This is a genomic window from uncultured Marinobacter sp., assembly GCF_913055835.1.
Taxonomy (GTDB): domain Bacteria; phylum Pseudomonadota; class Gammaproteobacteria; order Pseudomonadales; family Oleiphilaceae; genus Marinobacter.
In genome coordinates, this window is sequence record NZ_CAJXKQ010000006.1 from 26,306 (window position 1) to 43,852 (window position 17,547).

Sequence of the window (17,547 nt, forward strand, 5' to 3'; positions counted from 1 at the left end):
ACCGTCGTCATTTGGTGAATTAATGATAATCATTATCGTTTGATTCTGTCAAACGGTTCCGCCACATTTTTAATGAACGTTTTTTCAGGAGAGCGGGATGACTTACGAAGAACTGATCGAGCGACTGGATCCGAATGTTTACCGGAGTCTCCGGCAGTCAATCGAACTTGGCAAATGGCCCGACGGCCGCAAGCTGACACCCGAGCAGCGGGAAATCAGCCTCGAGGCGGTGATCTACTACGAAAACCTGCACAACATTCCTGAAGAGGAGCGCACCGGCTATCTGGACAGGGGCAGCAAGGCCGGCACCGCCTGTGATCCTTCAGTTCAGCGCCAGCAGGGTAACGGCAACGTTGATCCGGACCAGTTTGTTGAGGTCAAGTCTTGAGCGAATTGATTGATGTGACCGGCCGGCTGCGCAAAATGCCGGCGGAGGCGGGCGATCCGGTGGCGTACTCCATTGCCGTGGGCGACACTCGCATTCCCTTGAACGATCTGATTGGGCGCCCGTTGCGTCTGGATTTCGATGGGGTGATTCGCTGCATTCACTGCGACCGGAAAACCAACAAAAGTTTCAACCAGGGCTTCTGTTATCCCTGTTTCCGGAAACTGGCAGCGTGTGACAGTTGCATCATGAGCCCGGAGAAGTGCCACTATCATCTTGGCACCTGCCGTGAGCCGGAGTGGGGTGAAACCCATTGCATGGTTGAACACGTGGTCTACCTCGCTAACTCGTCCGGCCTGAAAGTGGGCATTACCCGGGCCTCTCAGGTGCCGACGCGCTGGATTGACCAGGGGGCGGTGGACGCCATACCGATGGTTCGAGTTGCGACGCGGTACATCGCCGGGCTGGTGGAAGTTGCCTGCAAAACCCATGTAGCCGACCGGACCAACTGGCGGGCCATGCTCAAGGGCGATGTGCCCGAGCTGGATCTGATTGAAGAGCGTCAGCGCATGCTCGGGCTGATCGCCGAGGACCTTGAGGCGCTCCGGCAGACCCACGGTCAGGATTCTATCCGGGAAGTTGACGAGCAAGGCCTTGGCCTCAGCTATCCCGTCCAGGTCTGGCCAGAAAAGATCAAAACCCATAACCTCGACAAAACGCCGGAAGTGGAAGGCGTTCTGGAGGGTATCAAGGGGCAGTACCTTATTCTGGATACCGGTGTGATCAACATTCGGAAGTTCACCGGTTATGAAGTCCGTTTCCGGGTCATGGAAGGCTGAAAGCGCCTCGCCCGGCCAATCTTTCCATGTCTGCGGCCGCTGAAACTCTGCGCCCGCAGGCCGCGAACTCTGGAGAAAACCAATGCGTACCAGCCAGCCACAGACCATTTACCTGAGTGATTACAAGGTACCTGCGTATCTGGTCGATACTGTAGACCTGCGCTTCGAGCTTTTCGAGGATGGCGCACGGGTGCATAGCACCCTCGAACTTCGTCGTAACCCGGAATCGGAAGAGACGGCTGCGCCTCTGGAACTCGATGGTGACAGCCTTACCCTCGAATCCGTCGCTCTGAACGGCGCTGAGCTGGCTGCAGGGGATTACGAGGACAGGGGCGACCAGCTGGTGGTTCGCTCGGTGCCGGAGCAGTTCACTTTGACGGTCGTTACATGGATCGAGCCGCAGAACAATACCCGTCTGGAAGGTCTGTACAAATCCTCGGGCATGTTTTGCACCCAGTGCGAGGCTGAAGGATTCCGCTGCATCACCTTTTTCCCGGACCGTCCGGACGTGATGGCCCGTTTCCGTACCCGTATCGAAGCCAACAAGGATGCCTATCCGGTACTTCTCTCCAATGGCAACGATGTGGAAAAAGGCGAGCTGGAAAACGGCCGGCACTTTGTCACCTGGGAAGACCCGTTCCCCAAGCCGTGCTACCTCTTTGCCCTGGTGGCTGGCGACCTGGTGGAAAAACGGGATACCTTTGCCACGTGCTCGGGCCGCGACATTGATCTGCGTATGTACGTGGAGCCCCGAAACGCCGAGAAGTGTGATCACGCCATGGATTCCCTGAAGCGGTCCATGCGCTGGGATGAGGAAGTCTATGGTCGTGAGTATGACCTCGATATCTTCATGATTGTGGCGGTGGATGACTTCAACATGGGCGCCATGGAGAACAAGGGGCTCAACATCTTCAACTCCTCCTGCGTGCTGGCCAGCCAGGAAACCGCCACTGACATGGCGTTCCAGCGTATTGAAGCCATCGTTGCCCACGAGTATTTCCACAACTGGTCGGGTAACCGGGTTACCTGCCGCGACTGGTTCCAGCTCAGCCTGAAAGAAGGCTTCACGGTATTCCGGGATTCCCAGTTCTCTGCAGATATGGGCTCACCGACAGTCAAACGGATTGAGGATGTGACGCTGCTGCGTACTGCCCAGTTTGCTGAAGACGGAGGCCCCATGGCGCATCCGGTTCGGCCGGCTTCGTACATGGAAATCTCCAACTTCTACACCTTGACCATCTACGAAAAAGGCGCAGAAGTTGTTCGCATGATCCACACCCTGTTGGGGCCGGACATGTTCCGCAAGGGCAGCGATCTTTATTTTGAGCGTCATGATGGTCAGGCGGTAACGACCGATGATTTTGTTAAAGCCATGGAAGATGCTTCCGGTCGTGACCTGAGCCAGTTCCGTCTCTGGTATGAGCAGGCCGGTACGCCGGTGCTGAGCGTATCGGATGAGTATGACGCCGGGAAGGGTGTGTATCGTCTGACCATCGAACAGAGCATTCCGGATACCCCGGGGCAGACCAACAAAAAACCGCAGCATATTCCGTTCGCGCTGGGTCTGCTTGGAGAGGATGGACAGTCCCTGCCGCTTCAACTCGAATCGGGCGAGGCGGATGCACCGACGGAGCGGGTACTTGAACTCACCGAAGCCGTCCACACCTTCGAATTCCATGGCATCGAATCCAGGCCGGTTCCGTCCTTGTTGCGTCATTTTTCTGCACCGGTTCGTGTACGTTACCCCTGGACACGGGAACAGCTGCTCTTCCTGATGAGTCACGACCCGGACGGATTCAATCGCTGGGATGCGGGCCAGAGGCTGGCAGTGGATGTTATCCAGTCCCTGGTTGGTGCGCCCGACAATGCGGAAATCGAACCGAGACTGGTGGAGGCCTATCGAAAGCTGGTTTCCGACACCGATCTGGATCAGGCCCTGGTGGCAAAAATGCTGCAGCTTCCCTCTGAGGCCTACCTGATTGAACTGTCGGATAATGCCGATGTGCCGGCTATCCATCAGGTCCGTGACGCGGTACTCCGGCACCTGGCCGGTGCCCTGAAAGGCGAGCTGATTAGCTGCTACCAGCGTCACCAGGGTAGTGGCCCATACGAGGTGACGCCGGACGCCATTGCCCGCCGTAGCTTGCGCAATACCGCACTGGCCTGGTTGTTGATGATTGATGACGAGGAAGGGCGGGGTTTTGCGATAAGCCAGTTGAACGCTGCTGATAATATGACTGATCGCATGGGTGCCTTGCGGGCCCTCGTCAATTCAGGTTTTGAGGCTGATCGCCAAAAGGCGCTGGATGACTTCTACGATCAGTTCCAGAACGACCCTCAGGTTGTTGAGCAGTGGTTCTCTGTGCAGGCAGCCAGTGATCAGGCCGGACAGTTGTCCGACATCCATAAGCTGCTGGAGCATCCCGCGTTCGACTGGAAAAATCCCAACAAGATTCGGTCTGTCGTCGGTGCGTTTGCGGGCCAGAATCTTGCAGCCTTCCACAACCCGGATGGATCCGGTTACCAGTTCCTTGCCGACCAGGTTTGTCGGCTTGACGACAGCAACCCGCAGATTGCCGCTCGTCTGGTGACCCCGCTGACCCGTTGGAGAAAGTTCGCGCCCTCATACAGCGCCAGGATGAAATCGGCGCTTGAGCGTATTCGTGATAAATCCGGGTTGTCCAGGGATGTCTATGAAGTGGTGCACAAGAGCCTTGCGGACTGAAGTCAGATACAAAATCGCACTTTCGGTCGATAGACTTTAGTCTGGGATCGGGTAATCTGGAGTAAGGTCTGTAATTCCATCAGACGACAATAAAAAAGCCTCCGCAGAGGCTTCCAGACGCACTTAAGGTTTCACCATGATGTATAACAAAAATGCGATTCTCGGCGGCCTGCTGGCTCTCTCCGTGGCATCAGCGCCTGCGTGGGCAGCGGTTTCCGCCAGTGAAGCGGCCCGTCTGGGCCAGGAGTTGACACCCTTTGGCTCGCCCAAGGCCGGCAACAGTGCCGGCACCATCCCGGCGTGGACCGGAGGGCTGACAGAACCACCTGCCGGCTATGAGGGCAGTGGGCAGCACCATATCAATCCGTTCCCCGATGATGAGGTCCTGTTTACCATCACGCCTGCCAACATGGATCAGTACGAGGAATACCTCACTGACGGCGTAAAGGCGATGCTGGAAACCTACCCGACCACATTCCGGGTGCCGGTATACCAGACCCGTCGTACCCACGCAGTTCCCGACTGGGTGGCTGAGAATACCCGCGAAAACGCGGTAAACGCAGAAATCGTTGGTCAGGGCGAAGGCCTGGATGGCGCCTTCGGCGGCTACCCCTTCCCGATCCTGCACGGCAATGACGAGCAGAAAGCGTGGCAGGCTGTCTGGAACCATCTGACCCGCTGGCGCGGTGTGAATGTCACCCGGCGCTCCAGTGAGGTGGCTGTCCAGACCAACGGCGACTATTCGCTGGTTACCTCCCAGCAGGAAGCGTTTTTCAACTATTACAACCCGGAAGGCGGTGAGGAAGATCTGGATAACGTGATCTTCTACTATCTGTCGTTCACCCAGTCACCACCCCGTCTCGCCGGTGGTGCCATTCTGATTCACGAGACCCTTAACCAGATCATCAACCCACGGAATGGCTGGGGTTACAACGCCGGGCAGCGCCGTGTCCGTCGGGCACCGAACCTGGGGTACGATTCCCCGATCGCCGCGTCTGACAACCTGCGTACCGCAGACGATACCGATATATTCAACGGTGCCCTGGATCGCTACAACTGGAATTACGAAGGCAAACGGGAAATTTACATCCCCTACAATAATTACCGGATTGGTGAAAAGGGCCTTCCGTACGAGGAAATCCTGGGAATCTCGCATTTGAATCCGGACCTCACCCGCTGGGAGCTTCATCGTGTTCACGTGGTTGAGGCCACACTGAAAGATGGTGAGCGCCACATCTACGGTAAGCGCCGGTTCTATATTGACGAGGACAGCTGGAACACGGTTCTGCTGGATCAATACGATGGCCGTGGTGAACTCTGGCGTGTAACCATGGGGCTGCCGAAAAATTATTATGAACTTCCGGGTGTGTGGACGGTTCTTGACGTCTATCATGACCTTCAGGCCCGTCGTTATCATGTACTCGGACTGGACACAGAAGAGGCTAACACCCGCGTGTTCACCAACGAAGTTCCGAATACGCGCTACTTCTCGCCGGCCTCCCTGCGCCGCAGGAGTGTTCGCTAACGCCCTGTTGGCGGAGGGATGCGTCCCCGCCCACAGGAAGTGGCGACCCGACATACCGGCAACCGTAAGGTGCCGGTATGTTTACAGTTATTCCCGGCTTTGCCGGTCAGAGACACAGTTCAATACAACATAATAGGCAATCTGAATGGCTAAAAGGTTGATGTGCAAGACTCTGGGCGCTGCCTGCCTTGGACTTTCCATGGTCTGGTCTGCCCCTGCAGCGTTTGCGCTTGCAGATATCATCGAAACCCCGGCCCGGCCGACGGATCTGGCCCCGGAAAATCTTCTCACTGACGCGACTCGGGTAGGGGATCGCATCGTGGCCGTCGGAGAGCGCGGTCATATCATCTATTCGGATGATGAGGGGAAAACCTGGGTTCAGGGTGAAGTTCCTGTTTCTGTGACCCTGACGGCAATCGATTTTGGTTCCGACACTCATGGCTGGGCGGTGGGTCACAGCGGTGTGGTCCTCCATACCACCGACGCAGGGGCCACCTGGAGCCTTCAGATTGATGGTATTCGTGCCATGGAGCTGGCCATCGAGAGCCGGGAAGAGCAGATTGCCGCCATGGAAGAGCGCATCGAAGAAGCGCCCGAAGACGAAAAGGAAGATCTCGAATGGGCACTGGACGATCTCTACTTCGCCCTTGAGAACATTCAGGCGGACATGGATATCGGTCCGGTCAACCCGCTACTGGATGTCTGGTTTGAAAACGAGAACCGCGGTTTTGTGGTGGGCGCCTACGGTATGTTCCTGCGCACCATGGACGGTGGTGAGACCTGGAAAGACTGGGCACCAAGAATTGATAACCGGCAGAACTTCCACCTCAACGGCATTACCCGGATAACCGGCGGTGCCCTGGTGGTGGTTGGTGAAGCTGGTCAGATACATGTTTCTGTAGACGGTGGTGAAACCTTTGAGCGCCGGGAGGCGCCTTATGAAGGCTCCCTGTTCGGTGTTATTGGCACGGGCCAGGTGAACGAGATTCTCGCCTTTGGCCTCCGGGGCAATATGCTGTTTTCTTCGGATCTGGGTAAGAGCTGGCGGATGGTTCCCAACTCGGCAGAGGCTACACTCAATGACGGCGTCGTTTCTGAAGATGGCCGCATTACCCTTGTGGGGAATAGTGGTGCGGTACTGATGAGTACCAATGGCGCAGAAACCTTCCGCGACCATTTTCGCAGTGATCGCGAGGGCGTCATGAGCGCGGTACCCATTTCAGGAACAAATCTGCTGATCGTCGGCGAAGGTGGCGCAAAGATAACAGACGCCCGTGGAAGAAACCTTCAATAACGCCCTGATGTGGCAACAACCGAACGAATAATAGAGGGGCTTTTGAATGTCCAACCCTAAGCATGACAAGGGCGAGCACTACCTGACCACGCCCAAGGCCGAACCCTTTCTCGAAAGGCTGCTCTTCAATAACCGGCCAATCATTCTTGTCTTCTTCGCCATTCTGACGCTGTTTCTCGGTTACAACGCCGTCAAGATTCAGCCCGACGCCAGTTTTGAGCGCATGATTCCGCTTGAGCATCCGTACATCGTCAACATGCTTGAGCACCGGGATGATCTGGAAAACCTCGGTAACTTTGTTCGTATCGCCGTCGAAGCGAAAGAAGGCGATATCTTCACCGAAGAGTACATGGAAACCCTGAAGCAGATCACCGACGAGGTTTTCTACCTCAACGGCGTCGATCGTTCGGGTCTAAAATCCCTCTGGACGTCGAACGTTCGCTGGGTTGAGGTGACTGAGCAGGGCTTTCAGGGTGGTACGGTAATACCGGACGGCTATGACGGCTCCCGGGACAGCCTTGAGCAGCTTCGCCAGAATGTTCTTCGCTCAAACGAAGTCGGGCGCCTGATCTCCGATAACTTCAAGTCAACGATCGTTTATGCGCCGTTGTATGAGAAGAATCCGGAAACCGGTGAGGCTCTGGACTACGGTGAATTCTCCCGTCAGCTTGAGGAAAAAATTCGGGAAAAGTACGAAGAGCAGAACCCGAATATCGAAATTCATATCGTCGGTTTCGCCAAGAAGGTCGGCGATCTGATTGAAGGTATTGGTTCCATCGCCTGGTTCGCCGGTATTACCATCCTGCTGACCACGCTCTTGCTGTTCTGGTACTCCCGGGCGATTGCCGGGACCCTGGTTCCCGTCTTTACCTCGATTATTGCGGTTTTCCTCCAGCTTGGAACTCTGCGACTGCTGGGGTACGGTCTTGACCCATACTCCGTTCTCGTGCCTTTCCTGGTGTTCGCCATCGGTATCAGTCACGGTGTTCAGATTGTAAACGCCATGGCCGTCGAAGCCGCCAAGGGCTTTGATGCGGTGACCGCCGCGCGCCTGGCGTTCCGTGCCCTCTATATCCCGGGCATGCTGGCTTTGATTTCCGACGCCTTCGGCTTCCTGACCCTGTTCTTTATCGAAATCGACGTTATCAGGGACCTTGCGATTGCTGCGGGTATCGGTGTGGCATACGTGATCCTCACCAACCTGGTGTTGCACGTTTTGATTATGTCCTACGTCGGAATTTCGCAAGGCGGCATCCGTCACGTGCAGAATCACGGTGAAAAGCAGGATCGGAAGTGGCGCGTAATGTCCTACTTCTCGCATCCCGGCGTGGCACCTATCTCATTGCTGATTGCCGTGATTGGTCTTGGGCTCGGTCTTTATTACAAGCAGGACCTCAAGATCGGTGATCTGGATCAGGGTGCTCCCGAGCTGAGAGCGGACTCCCGCTACAACAAGGATAACGCCTACATTATCAACAATTACTCAACCAGTGCGGATGTGCTGGTGGTGATGGTCAAAACACCCGAGGAACAGTGCACCCAGTATAACGTGCTGCGGGCCATGGACGCTCTGCAGTGGGAGCTGCAGAACACCCCGGGCGTGCAGTCTTCAGCATCCCTGGCGGATGTGTCGAAGATGGTGACCAAAGCCCTGAACGAGGGCAATTGGAAGTGGTACGAGATTTCTCGTAACCAGACGATCATCAATGCGTCCATTCGTGAAGCTCCTGCCGGTCTGATCAATACCGACTGTAGCCTCACTCCGGTTCTGGTTTTCCTTGAAGATCACAAGGCTGAGACCCTGGAAACCGTTGTTGAGCGGGTCGAACAGTTTGCCGAGAAGAACAGCAACGAGGAGCACAGGTTCCTGCTGGCGGCGGGTAATGCCGGTGTTGAGGCCGCGACCAATGAGGTTATTTCCGGCGCCAAGGACAAGATGCTGATTCTTGTCTACAGCGTGGTGAGTTTGCTGTGCTTCGTGACCTTCCGTTCGGTCCGCGCGGTGCTGTGTATCGTGATACCTCTGGGGCTGACCTCCATTCTCTGTGAGGCGATCATGGCGGTGTCCGGAATCGGCATCAAAGTGGCGACCCTGCCGGTTATTGCCCTGGGGGTAGGTATCGGTGTCGACTACGGCATCTATATCTACAGCAAGCTGGAGAAATATCTGCTTGAGGGCAAAACCCTTCAAGAGGCCTACTACGAGACCTTGCGCTCCACGGGTAAGGCGGTCATGTTTACCGGTGTGACGCTTGGCCTGGGTGTTGTCACCTGGATTTTCTCGCCGATCAAGTTCCAGGCAGACATGGGCTTCCTGCTGTTCTTCATGTTCCTGTGGAATATGGTGGGAGCCATCTGGCTGTTGCCGGCTCTGGCCCGGTTCCTGCTGCGGCCGGACCAGATGCTTGCCAAGGCCCGAGCTGCGAAATAACATTCGCAATTATCAGCAAAAAAGCCCGCACCGCGGGCTTTTTTGTTGTCTTGTCAATCGTTTAGCGAGCTAATCCATACTTTATTTATGGTGTGAAGTGGTCTATGTTTTACGGTGTTCGTACTTCTTGCCCGCCCCGAGGCGGGCGCTTCATTACAATGAACAGAAAAAAGGAAGAACTCACATGACACTGAAACTGAAAGCCTCCGCATTTGCTGTCGCTGCCGCAGTCAGCCTGGGTGCTGCTTCCACCTCCGTTTCCGCGCAGGAGCAGCGCTTTGTGACTATCGGCACCGGTGGTGTAACCGGTGTTTATTATCCGGCCGGCGGTGCGATCTGTCGTCTGGTGAACATGGACCGTAAAGAACATGGTATCCGCTGCTCCGTCGAGAGCACCGGTGGCTCCGTCTACAACCTGAACGCCATCCGCCAGGGCGAGCTGGATTTGGCCGTGGCCCAATCCGACTGGCAGTATCACGCCTATAACGGCACCAGTCAGTTCAAGGACGACGGCGCCAACAAGGAGCTTCGCGCGGTCTTTTCCCTGCACCCAGAGCCGTTCACCGTTGTTGCCAGCAAAGGGTCAGGCATCAAGACCTTTGAAGACCTGGAAGGCAAGCGGGTTTCTGTCGGTAACCCGGGTTCCGGCCAGCGGGCCACTGCCGAGGTTCTGATGGAAGAAATGGGTTGGGGCATGGACAAGTTTGCCCTCGCCGCTGAAATCAAGGCCGCAGAGCAGTCACAGGCCCTCTGCGACGGCAACATCGACGCTTTCTTCTACACCGTCGGGCACCCTTCCGGCGCCATCAAGGAAGCCACCACCTCCTGTGACAGCGTGATCGTCAACGTTGATAACGAAGCGACTCAGACGCTGATCGAAGAGAATCCGTATTACCGCAAAGCGGTCATCCCGGGTGGCATGTACCGCGGCTCAGACGAAGACACCACCACCTTCGGTGTGGCGGCAACCTTCGTTTCTTCCACCGATGTACCGGAAGACGTGGTGTACGCTGTGGTCAAGGCGGTGTTCGAAAACTTCGACAGCTTCAAGCGTCTGCACCCTGCCTTCGCCAATCTGAACAAGGAAGAAATGGTCTCTGATGCCCTGAGTGCGCCGCTGCATCCGGGTGCTGCCAAGTACTACAAGGAAGCCGGTCTGATCGACTGATCTGACCTACAACCGGACCGGCGGGCCCAGGCCCGCCGGGTTTCCCTCCAGAGAATAACCTTTCACGCTACAGGAACAAGTTATGGCAACGAGCGATCCGTCGAACGGAGGTAGCGCTGGCGGCGGCAATGTAGAGGAAATCCTGCAGACCGAAACCGGGGGTAGGGCAGCCACCGGCTATGCAGCCGTTATTCTGTTTATTGTTCCCCTGGTGTGGTCGCTGTTTCAGCTCTGGATTGCATCACCGCTCCCGTTTATTCTGGATTTTGGCATTTTCAATTCGACGGAAGCCCGTTCGATTCACCTGGCATTTGCCGTTTTCCTGGCCTTCGCGTCTTTTCCGATGATCCGCGGTCGTCATGTTAACGCGGTCCCGATTTACGACTGGATCCTGGCCATTGTGGCGGCGTTTTGCGCGTCCTATCTTTACGTTTTCTATGAAGAACTGGCTACCCGCCCGGGCGCGCCGATCACCCAGGATCTCTGGGTTGCTCTGATTGGTCTGGTGCTGCTGCTGGAAGCCACCCGGCGTTCGCTTGGCCTGCCATTGACCATCGTGGCCGCGGTCTTCATTACTTATTCTATCGCCGGCCCTTACATGCCGGATGTGATTGCCCATAAGGGCGTCAGTCTGAGCAAGCTCGCATCCCATCAATGGCTGGGCACAGAAGGCGTATTTGGTGTGGCGCTCGGGGTGTCCACCAGTTTTGTCTTTCTGTTTGTTCTTTTCGGCGCTCTGTTGGAGCGGGCCGGCGCTGGCAACTATTTCATCAAGGTGGCCTACGCCATGCTCGGCCATATGCGAGGCGGCCCGGCCAAGGCCGCAGTTGTGTCCAGTGGCCTGAGCGGTGTGATCTCCGGTTCCTCCATTGCCAACGTGGTGACCACCGGCACCTTCACCATTCCGTTGATGAAGCGGGTGGGTTTTCCGGCCACCAAGGCCGGTGCCGTGGAAGTGGCCGCTTCGACGAACGGCCAGCTGACCCCGCCAATCATGGGCGCTGCCGCGTTCCTGATGGTTGAGTATGTAGGTATCTCCTACCTCGAGGTCATCAAACACGCGATCCTGCCGGCGATGATTTCCTATGTCGCCCTCATCTATATCGTGCACCTGGAAGCCTGCAAACTGAACATGCAGGGCATCGAGCGGCTGAACAAGCCCACCCTGGCACAGAGAATGTTGAACTGGGTGGTGGTCTTGCTCGGCCTGATCGTGCTCACCCTGGCCGTGTACTACGGAATAGGCTGGACCAAGACACTGTTCGGCGACGCCGCGATGTGGGTGCTGGCACCGCTGCTGCTGATTGTTTACATCGCACTCGTGGGCTACGCGACCCGGTTCCCGGAGCTGGAGGAGGACGACCCGAACAAGGATATGGGCGAGCTGCCCCCCGTGGGGCCAACGGTCAAGACCGGCCTTTATTTCCTGCTTCCGGTCGTGGTTCTGGTGTGGTGCCTCACGGTTGAGCGTTTCTCGCCCCAGCTGTCTGCGTTCTGGGCCACTCTGTTCATGATTTTCATCGTGGTCACGCAGCGCCCTCTGAAAGCCTTCTTTCGTAAGCGTGGCGATTTTGCCCGCCGGACCAAAGACGGCTTCTTTGATCTGGCCCATTCGCTGGCGACTGGCGCCCGCAACATGGTCGGCATAGGTGTTGCGACCGCCACCGCAGGCATTGTAGTAGGTACCGTCACTCTAACGGGCATTGGCCTTGTGATGACTGCCTTCGTGGAGTTCCTGTCTGGCGGCAATCTGCTGCTGATGCTGATCTTCACTGCCATCATCAGTCTGATCCTTGGTATGGGCTTGCCGACTACCGCCAACTACATTGTGGTCTCGACTCTGATGGCGCCGGTGATCGTCACCCTGGGCGCCCAGAACGGGCTGATCGTTCCGCTGATTGCGGTGCACCTGTTCGTGTTCTACTTCGGCATACTCGCCGACGATACGCCACCGGTGGGTCTTGCCGCCTACGCGGCGGCGGCCATCTCGGGTGCCGACCCGATACGGACCGGTGTGCAGGGTTTTACCTACGATATCCGAACCGCAATCCTGCCGTTCATGTTCATCTTCAACACCCAGTTGTTGCTGATCGGCCTGACGGGGTGGTTCGACCTGCTGGTGACTATCTTCAGTGCGGTCACGGCTATGCTGGTGTTCTCGGCGGCCACCCAGGGTTACTGGTTCACGAAGAGCTATAAGTGGGAAACGGTGCTGCTCCTGCTGATCACCTTCACCATGTTCCGCCCCGGTTTCTGGTGGGACATGGTTTACCCGCCGACCGAAGACCGGCCGGGTGCGCAGGTCATGGAGTATGTTGAAGATGTTCCGGCGGACCAGCCGATCATCCTCAAGGCATCTGGCATGAACATCGACGGCGATGAGGTGACCACCTATGTGCGGCTACCGATTCCAGCAGGTGAGACACCGGAGCAGCGACTGATGGAGGCCGGCCTGGAGCTGAGCCCTGATGGCGACAAGATGGCAGTGGACTTCGTCGGGTTTGGTAGCCCGGCGGAAGAAGTCGGCATCCAGTTTGGCTGGACCATCGATGCCGTCCAGGTTGAGCTGGACCGACCGCCCAAGGAGCTGATGTTCATCCCCGCATTGGCCTTGCTCGGGCTTCTGGCATTTGGTCAGTTGCGTCGGCGGGCCAGGGAGGAGGCTGCCGGCCAAGCGGCCTGACAGAGCCCTGGATGCGAGAAACCCGGCATTAACCTGCCGGGTTTTTTTCTGTTAGACTTCGCCTCGAATCGGCCCGCGGTTTGTATCGCGTCGCGCCGTCACCATGTGGTCTCTGGTATAGATCACCGCTGAGTAACCAACAGGAGCTTTTCATGCCCGTCGTAACCCTGCCCGATGGCAGCCATCGCAGTTTTGCCGAACCCGTAACCGTTCATGACGTTGCCGCCGATATCGGCGCTGGTCTTGCCAAGGCCGCCCTTGCCGGAAAGGTGGATGGCCAGCTCGTGGACACCAGCTATCGCATTGAGAATGATGCCGACCTCGCGATTGTCACAGAGCGTGACGAGGAGGGCGTTGATATCATTCGCCATTCCACGGCGCACTTGATGGCCATGGCTGTCCAGGAACTGTTTCCAGGGGCCCAGGTTACCATCGGCCCGGTGATCGACAACGGCTTCTACTACGACTTCAAGTACGACCGCCCGTTCACCAATGAGGATCTGGCGCGGATCGAGAAGCGCATGGAAGAGCTCGCCAAGCAGGACCTTCCGGTGTCTCGCTCCATCATGTCCCGTGATGAGGCGATCAAGCTCTTTGAAGATATGGGTGAAGAGTACAAGGTCCGTATCATCCAGGATATTCCGGGCGACGAAGACCTCTCGTTCTACAGCCAGGGCGACTTTATCGACCTGTGCCGTGGTCCTCACGTCCCGAGCACCGGCAAGCTGAAAGCTTTCAAGCTGACGAAAGTAGCTGGCGCTTACTGGCGTGGCGACACCAGCAACGAACAGCTCCAGCGTGTGTATGGCACAGCATGGGGCAACAAGAAGGATCTCAAGGCCTATCTGCATCGCCTCGAGGAAGCCGAGAAGCGCGACCACCGCAAGGTCGGTAAGAAGCTCGGCCTTTTCCATATGCAGGAAGAAGCGCCTGGCATGGTGTTCTGGCATCCTGATGGCTGGTCGCTCTACCAGGAAGTCGAGCAATACATGCGCCGCAAACAGCAGGAGCATGGGTACAAGGAAATCAAGACGCCCCAGGTGGTGTCGCGAACCCTGTGGGAGAAATCAGGGCACTGGGACAAGTTCAAGGACGACATGTTCACCACCGAGTCGGAAAAACACGATTATGCCATCAAGCCCATGAACTGTCCGTGCCACGTGCAGGTCTTCAACCAGGGGCTGAAAAGCTACAAGGACCTCCCGCTGAGACTGGCAGAATTCGGTTCCTGTCACCGCAACGAGGCTTCCGGGGCGCTGCACGGGCTGATGCGCGTTCGCGGCTTTACCCAGGATGATGCCCATATCTTCTGTGAAGAAGATTCGATCCAGCAGGAAGTGTCGGCATTTATCGAGATGCTGCACGAGATCTACACGGATTTCGGGTTTACCGAAATTCTTTACAAACTCTCAACCCGTCCGGAAAAGCGGGTAGGCTCTGATGAGGTCTGGGACAAGGCGGAAGCCGCCCTGGAAGAAGCGCTGAATCGCGAAGGGGTAGACTGGGAATTGCTGCCGGGCGAGGGCGCCTTCTACGGACCCAAGATCGAGTTCTCACTTAAAGACTGTATCGGACGGGTGTGGCAGTGTGGCACCATTCAGGTGGACTTTTCGATGCCGGGTCGTTTGGGAGCGCAGTATGTTGCCGACAACTCCGAGCGGAAAACCCCGGTTATGCTGCACCGGGCGGTGCTAGGTTCCTTCGAGCGTTTCATTGGTATTCTGATCGAGGAATACGAAGGGGCATTCCCGACCTGGCTCGCGCCGACTCAGGTAGCAATCCTCAATATTACCGATAATCAGCGTGATTATTGTCAGAATCTGGCGAAAAAGTGGGATTCTTTGGGGTATAGGGTTAATGCTGACTTGAGAAACGAGAAGATCGGCTTTAAAATCCGCGAGCATACTCTTAACAAGGTTCCCTATCTTGTCGTCGTAGGTGACAAGGAAATCGAGAATAACGCGGTTGCCGTACGTACCCGCAAAGGTGAGGATCTGGGAACCCTATCGCTTGAAGCGTTTGAACAGCTGTTGGCTGATGAAATTCAACGTAAAGGCAGAACCAAGACGGAGATCTGATTATTAAACAGCGAACGAATCGGGGTGGGCGTACTCCAAAAGCGCCTATCAATGAGAATATTGACGCAACTGAAGTCCGCCTGATCGATGCCGAAGGCAACCAGGTCGGAATTGTGCCAATTGAGGAAGCTCTGAAGCAGGCCGAAGAGGCCACCCTTGATCTGGTGCAGGTTACGGATTCCGATCCGATCGTCTGTAAGATAATGGACTACGGCAAGAAGATCTTCGAAGAGAAGAAAGCCAAGGCGGCTGCCAAGAAGAAACAGAAGCAGACGCAGGTCAAAGAGCTTAAGTTCCGTCCCGGAACTGAAGAAGGGGATTATCAGGTCAAACTACGCAACCTGATACGTTTCCTTGAAAACGGGGACCGCGGCAAAATCACGATCCGTTTCCGTGGCCGTGAGATGGCACACCAAGAAATTGGTATGCAGCTCATGCAGCGTATTGAATCGGATGTGGAAGAGCTTGCCCAGGTAGAGATGCGGCCGAAAATGGAAGGCCGGCAGATGACCATGGTAGTGGCGCCCCGCAAGAAGAAGTGAACCTGATCGGGTGCTTGTCCCCCGCGCATGCGGGGGATTTGTCGTTCAGGGACACATCATTGTTTATTTAAAAATAGAATGCGGAGTTTTAAAAAATGCCGAAGATGAAAACCAAAAGTGGAGCCACCAAGCGGTTCAAGAAAACCGCCACCGGCTTCAAGCACAAGCAGTCCTTCACCAGCCACATCCTGACCAAGAAGAGCCCGAAGCGTAAGCGTCAGCTGCGCGGCACCAAGCTCATCGCCAAGTCGGATGTTGCATCTATCAAGCGTATGACCGCGTGCTGATCCAGCCGCGAGAATCATTCCTTAGAAAGTACAGGTAGAAGGATTAAAGTATGGCTCGTGTAAAACGTGGTGTGGTCGCACGCCGTCGTCACAAAAAGATTCTCAATCAGGCCAAAGGTTACTACGGCGCTCGTAGCCGGGTATTCCGTGTAGCCAAGCAAGCGGTTATCAAGGCCGGTCAGTACGCTTATCGTGACCGTCGTAACCGCAAGCGTGCTTTCCGCGCTCTGTGGATTGCCCGTATCAATGCTGGTGCCCGCGCTAACGGACTGTCATACAGCCGTCTGATCGCTGGTCTGAAAAAGGCTAACGTTGAAATCGATCGTAAGGTTCTGGCCGATCTGGCCATGAACGAGCAGCAGGCGTTCGCCGCTGTTGTTGAGAAGGCCAAAGCGTCCCTGTGATCGCTTAGCTCTTTCATCGATTGCTGATCGATATGGGCGCCTCATGAATTCATGACGGCGCCTCCTGATAGGGGAAGGGCACGCTCTTCCCCTATTTTTGTTTCTGAAGTTACGTTTTCAAGCACTCCCATTTCTGGTTTGGAGCAGGGTCAATGGAAAACCTGGAGCAACTGGTTCAGGACGGTCTGGCGGCAGTTGAAAGCGCCGACAGCCTGCAGGCACTTGATCAAATTCGTGTTGAGTATCTTGGCAAGAAGGGTGTGATTACCCAGCAGGCGAAAACTCTGGGCAAGCTTTCTGCCGATGAGCGCCCTGCCGCCGGCCAGAAAATCAATGAAGCCAAGGGACAGGTCGAAGAAGCCATTAATGCCCGGCGAATCGATCTTGAACGGGCTGCCATCGAGCAAAAACTCGCCAGTGAATCCATTGATGTGACGTTGCCCGGGCGCGGCCAGGATCTTGGTGGTTTGCACCCGGTGACTCGCACCCTGCAACGAATTGAGCATTTCTTTGCCCGGGCTGGCTACACCGTCGAGCAAGGGCCCGAAATTGAAGATGATTACCACAACTTCGAGGCCCTCAACATTCCGGGTCATCATCCGGCCCGTGCCATGCACGACACGTTCTATTTCAACCCGGGCACGCTGCTGAGAACCCACACCTCGCCGGTACAGATTCGCACCATGGAGGCGGGCAAGCCGCCGTTCCGGATGATCTGTCCGGGCCGGGTTTACCGCTGTGATTCGGACATGACGCATACCCCCATGTTCCACCAGGTGGAGGGGTTGCTGGTCGAAAAGAACGTCAGTTTTGCGGATCTCAAGAGCACCGTTGAAGAGTTTCTCCGGGTGTTCTTTGAACGGGACCTGCAGGTTCGTTTCCGGCCCTCCTATTTCCCGTTTACCGAGCCCTCTGCAGAGGTGGATATTGAGTGGGGCCGCGAAGCGGATGGCAGCATCAAGTGGCTGGAGGTCATGGGTTGCGGAATGGTGCATCCCAAGGTGTTTGAATATTGCGGAATCGATGCCGAGGAATACCGTGGCTTTGCATTCGGTCTGGGTGTCGAGCGCCTGGCCATGCTCCGCTATGGCGTGAACGATCTGCGTATGTTCTTCGAGAACGATCTGCGCTTTCTGCGACAGTTCCGTTAACCGGCAAGAACACGGCATCCAATCAAACTGGCATA

At 56.3% G+C, this 17,547-nt stretch carries 13 protein-coding genes; all 13 read left to right on the plus strand.

What is annotated here, in order from left to right; genetic code table 11:
- Positions 1-97 precede the first annotated feature (97 nt).
- On the plus strand, positions 98-388 hold the full coding sequence (locus tag QZ534_RS05380) for a DUF1315 family protein (protein WP_296932262.1): 291 nt from the start codon (positions 98-100) through the stop codon (positions 386-388).
- Positions 385-1,224 carry a DUF2797 domain-containing protein gene (locus QZ534_RS05385; protein WP_296932264.1) on the plus strand — a complete coding sequence of 280 codons (840 nt, stop codon included), beginning with the start codon at positions 385-387 and terminating at the stop codon, positions 1,222-1,224. The genes QZ534_RS05380 and QZ534_RS05385 overlap by 4 nt, the downstream gene beginning before the upstream one ends.
- Before the next feature lie 82 nt (positions 1,225-1,306).
- Positions 1,307-3,949, plus strand: coding sequence for an aminopeptidase N (gene pepN, locus QZ534_RS05390; RefSeq protein ID WP_296932266.1), 2,643 nt, complete (start codon positions 1,307-1,309; stop codon positions 3,947-3,949).
- A 136-nt stretch (positions 3,950-4,085) separates the two neighbouring features.
- Complete coding sequence (locus QZ534_RS05395) at positions 4,086-5,474, plus strand: DUF1329 domain-containing protein (protein ID WP_296932269.1); 1,389 nt, start codon at positions 4,086-4,088, stop codon at positions 5,472-5,474.
- A 145-nt stretch (positions 5,475-5,619) separates the two neighbouring features.
- On the plus strand, positions 5,620-6,768 hold the full coding sequence (locus QZ534_RS05400; protein WP_296932272.1) for a YCF48-related protein: 1,149 nt from the start codon (positions 5,620-5,622) through the stop codon (positions 6,766-6,768).
- A 46-nt stretch (positions 6,769-6,814) separates the two neighbouring features.
- The gene (locus QZ534_RS05405) at positions 6,815-9,199 is read left to right on the plus strand and encodes an MMPL family transporter (RefSeq protein WP_296932276.1); all 2,385 of its coding nucleotides are present in this window, start codon (positions 6,815-6,817) and stop codon (positions 9,197-9,199) included.
- Positions 9,200-9,383: 184 nt separating this feature from the next.
- On the plus strand, positions 9,384-10,367 hold the full coding sequence (locus QZ534_RS05410; RefSeq protein ID WP_296932279.1) for a TAXI family TRAP transporter solute-binding subunit: 984 nt from the start codon (positions 9,384-9,386) through the stop codon (positions 10,365-10,367).
- A gap of 82 nt (positions 10,368-10,449) precedes the next feature.
- Positions 10,450-13,050 (plus strand): TRAP transporter permease, encoded by a 2,601-nt coding sequence (locus QZ534_RS05415; RefSeq protein ID WP_296932281.1) that lies wholly within the window; start codon positions 10,450-10,452, stop codon positions 13,048-13,050.
- Between the two features lie 152 nt (positions 13,051-13,202).
- Positions 13,203-15,128: a threonine--tRNA ligase gene (gene thrS, locus QZ534_RS05420; protein WP_296932282.1), complete on the plus strand. Its 1,926-nt coding sequence runs from the start codon at positions 13,203-13,205 to the stop codon at positions 15,126-15,128.
- On the plus strand, positions 15,125-15,670 hold the full coding sequence (gene infC, locus QZ534_RS05425) for a translation initiation factor IF-3 (protein WP_083231826.1): 546 nt from the start codon (positions 15,125-15,127) through the stop codon (positions 15,668-15,670). Before thrS ends, infC begins: the two co-directional genes overlap by 4 nt.
- Before the next feature lie 95 nt (positions 15,671-15,765).
- A complete protein-coding gene (rpmI, locus tag QZ534_RS05430; protein ID WP_007151842.1) occupies positions 15,766-15,957 on the plus strand; it encodes a 50S ribosomal protein L35 in 192 nt (63 codons plus the stop codon).
- Positions 15,958-16,007: 50 nt separating this feature from the next.
- Positions 16,008-16,361 (plus strand): 50S ribosomal protein L20, encoded by a 354-nt coding sequence (rplT, locus tag QZ534_RS05435; protein ID WP_008170485.1) that lies wholly within the window; start codon positions 16,008-16,010, stop codon positions 16,359-16,361.
- A 152-nt stretch (positions 16,362-16,513) separates the two neighbouring features.
- On the plus strand, positions 16,514-17,512 hold the full coding sequence (pheS, locus tag QZ534_RS05440; protein ID WP_296932284.1) for a phenylalanine--tRNA ligase subunit alpha: 999 nt from the start codon (positions 16,514-16,516) through the stop codon (positions 17,510-17,512).
- The last annotated feature ends 35 nt before the right edge of the window (positions 17,513-17,547 follow it).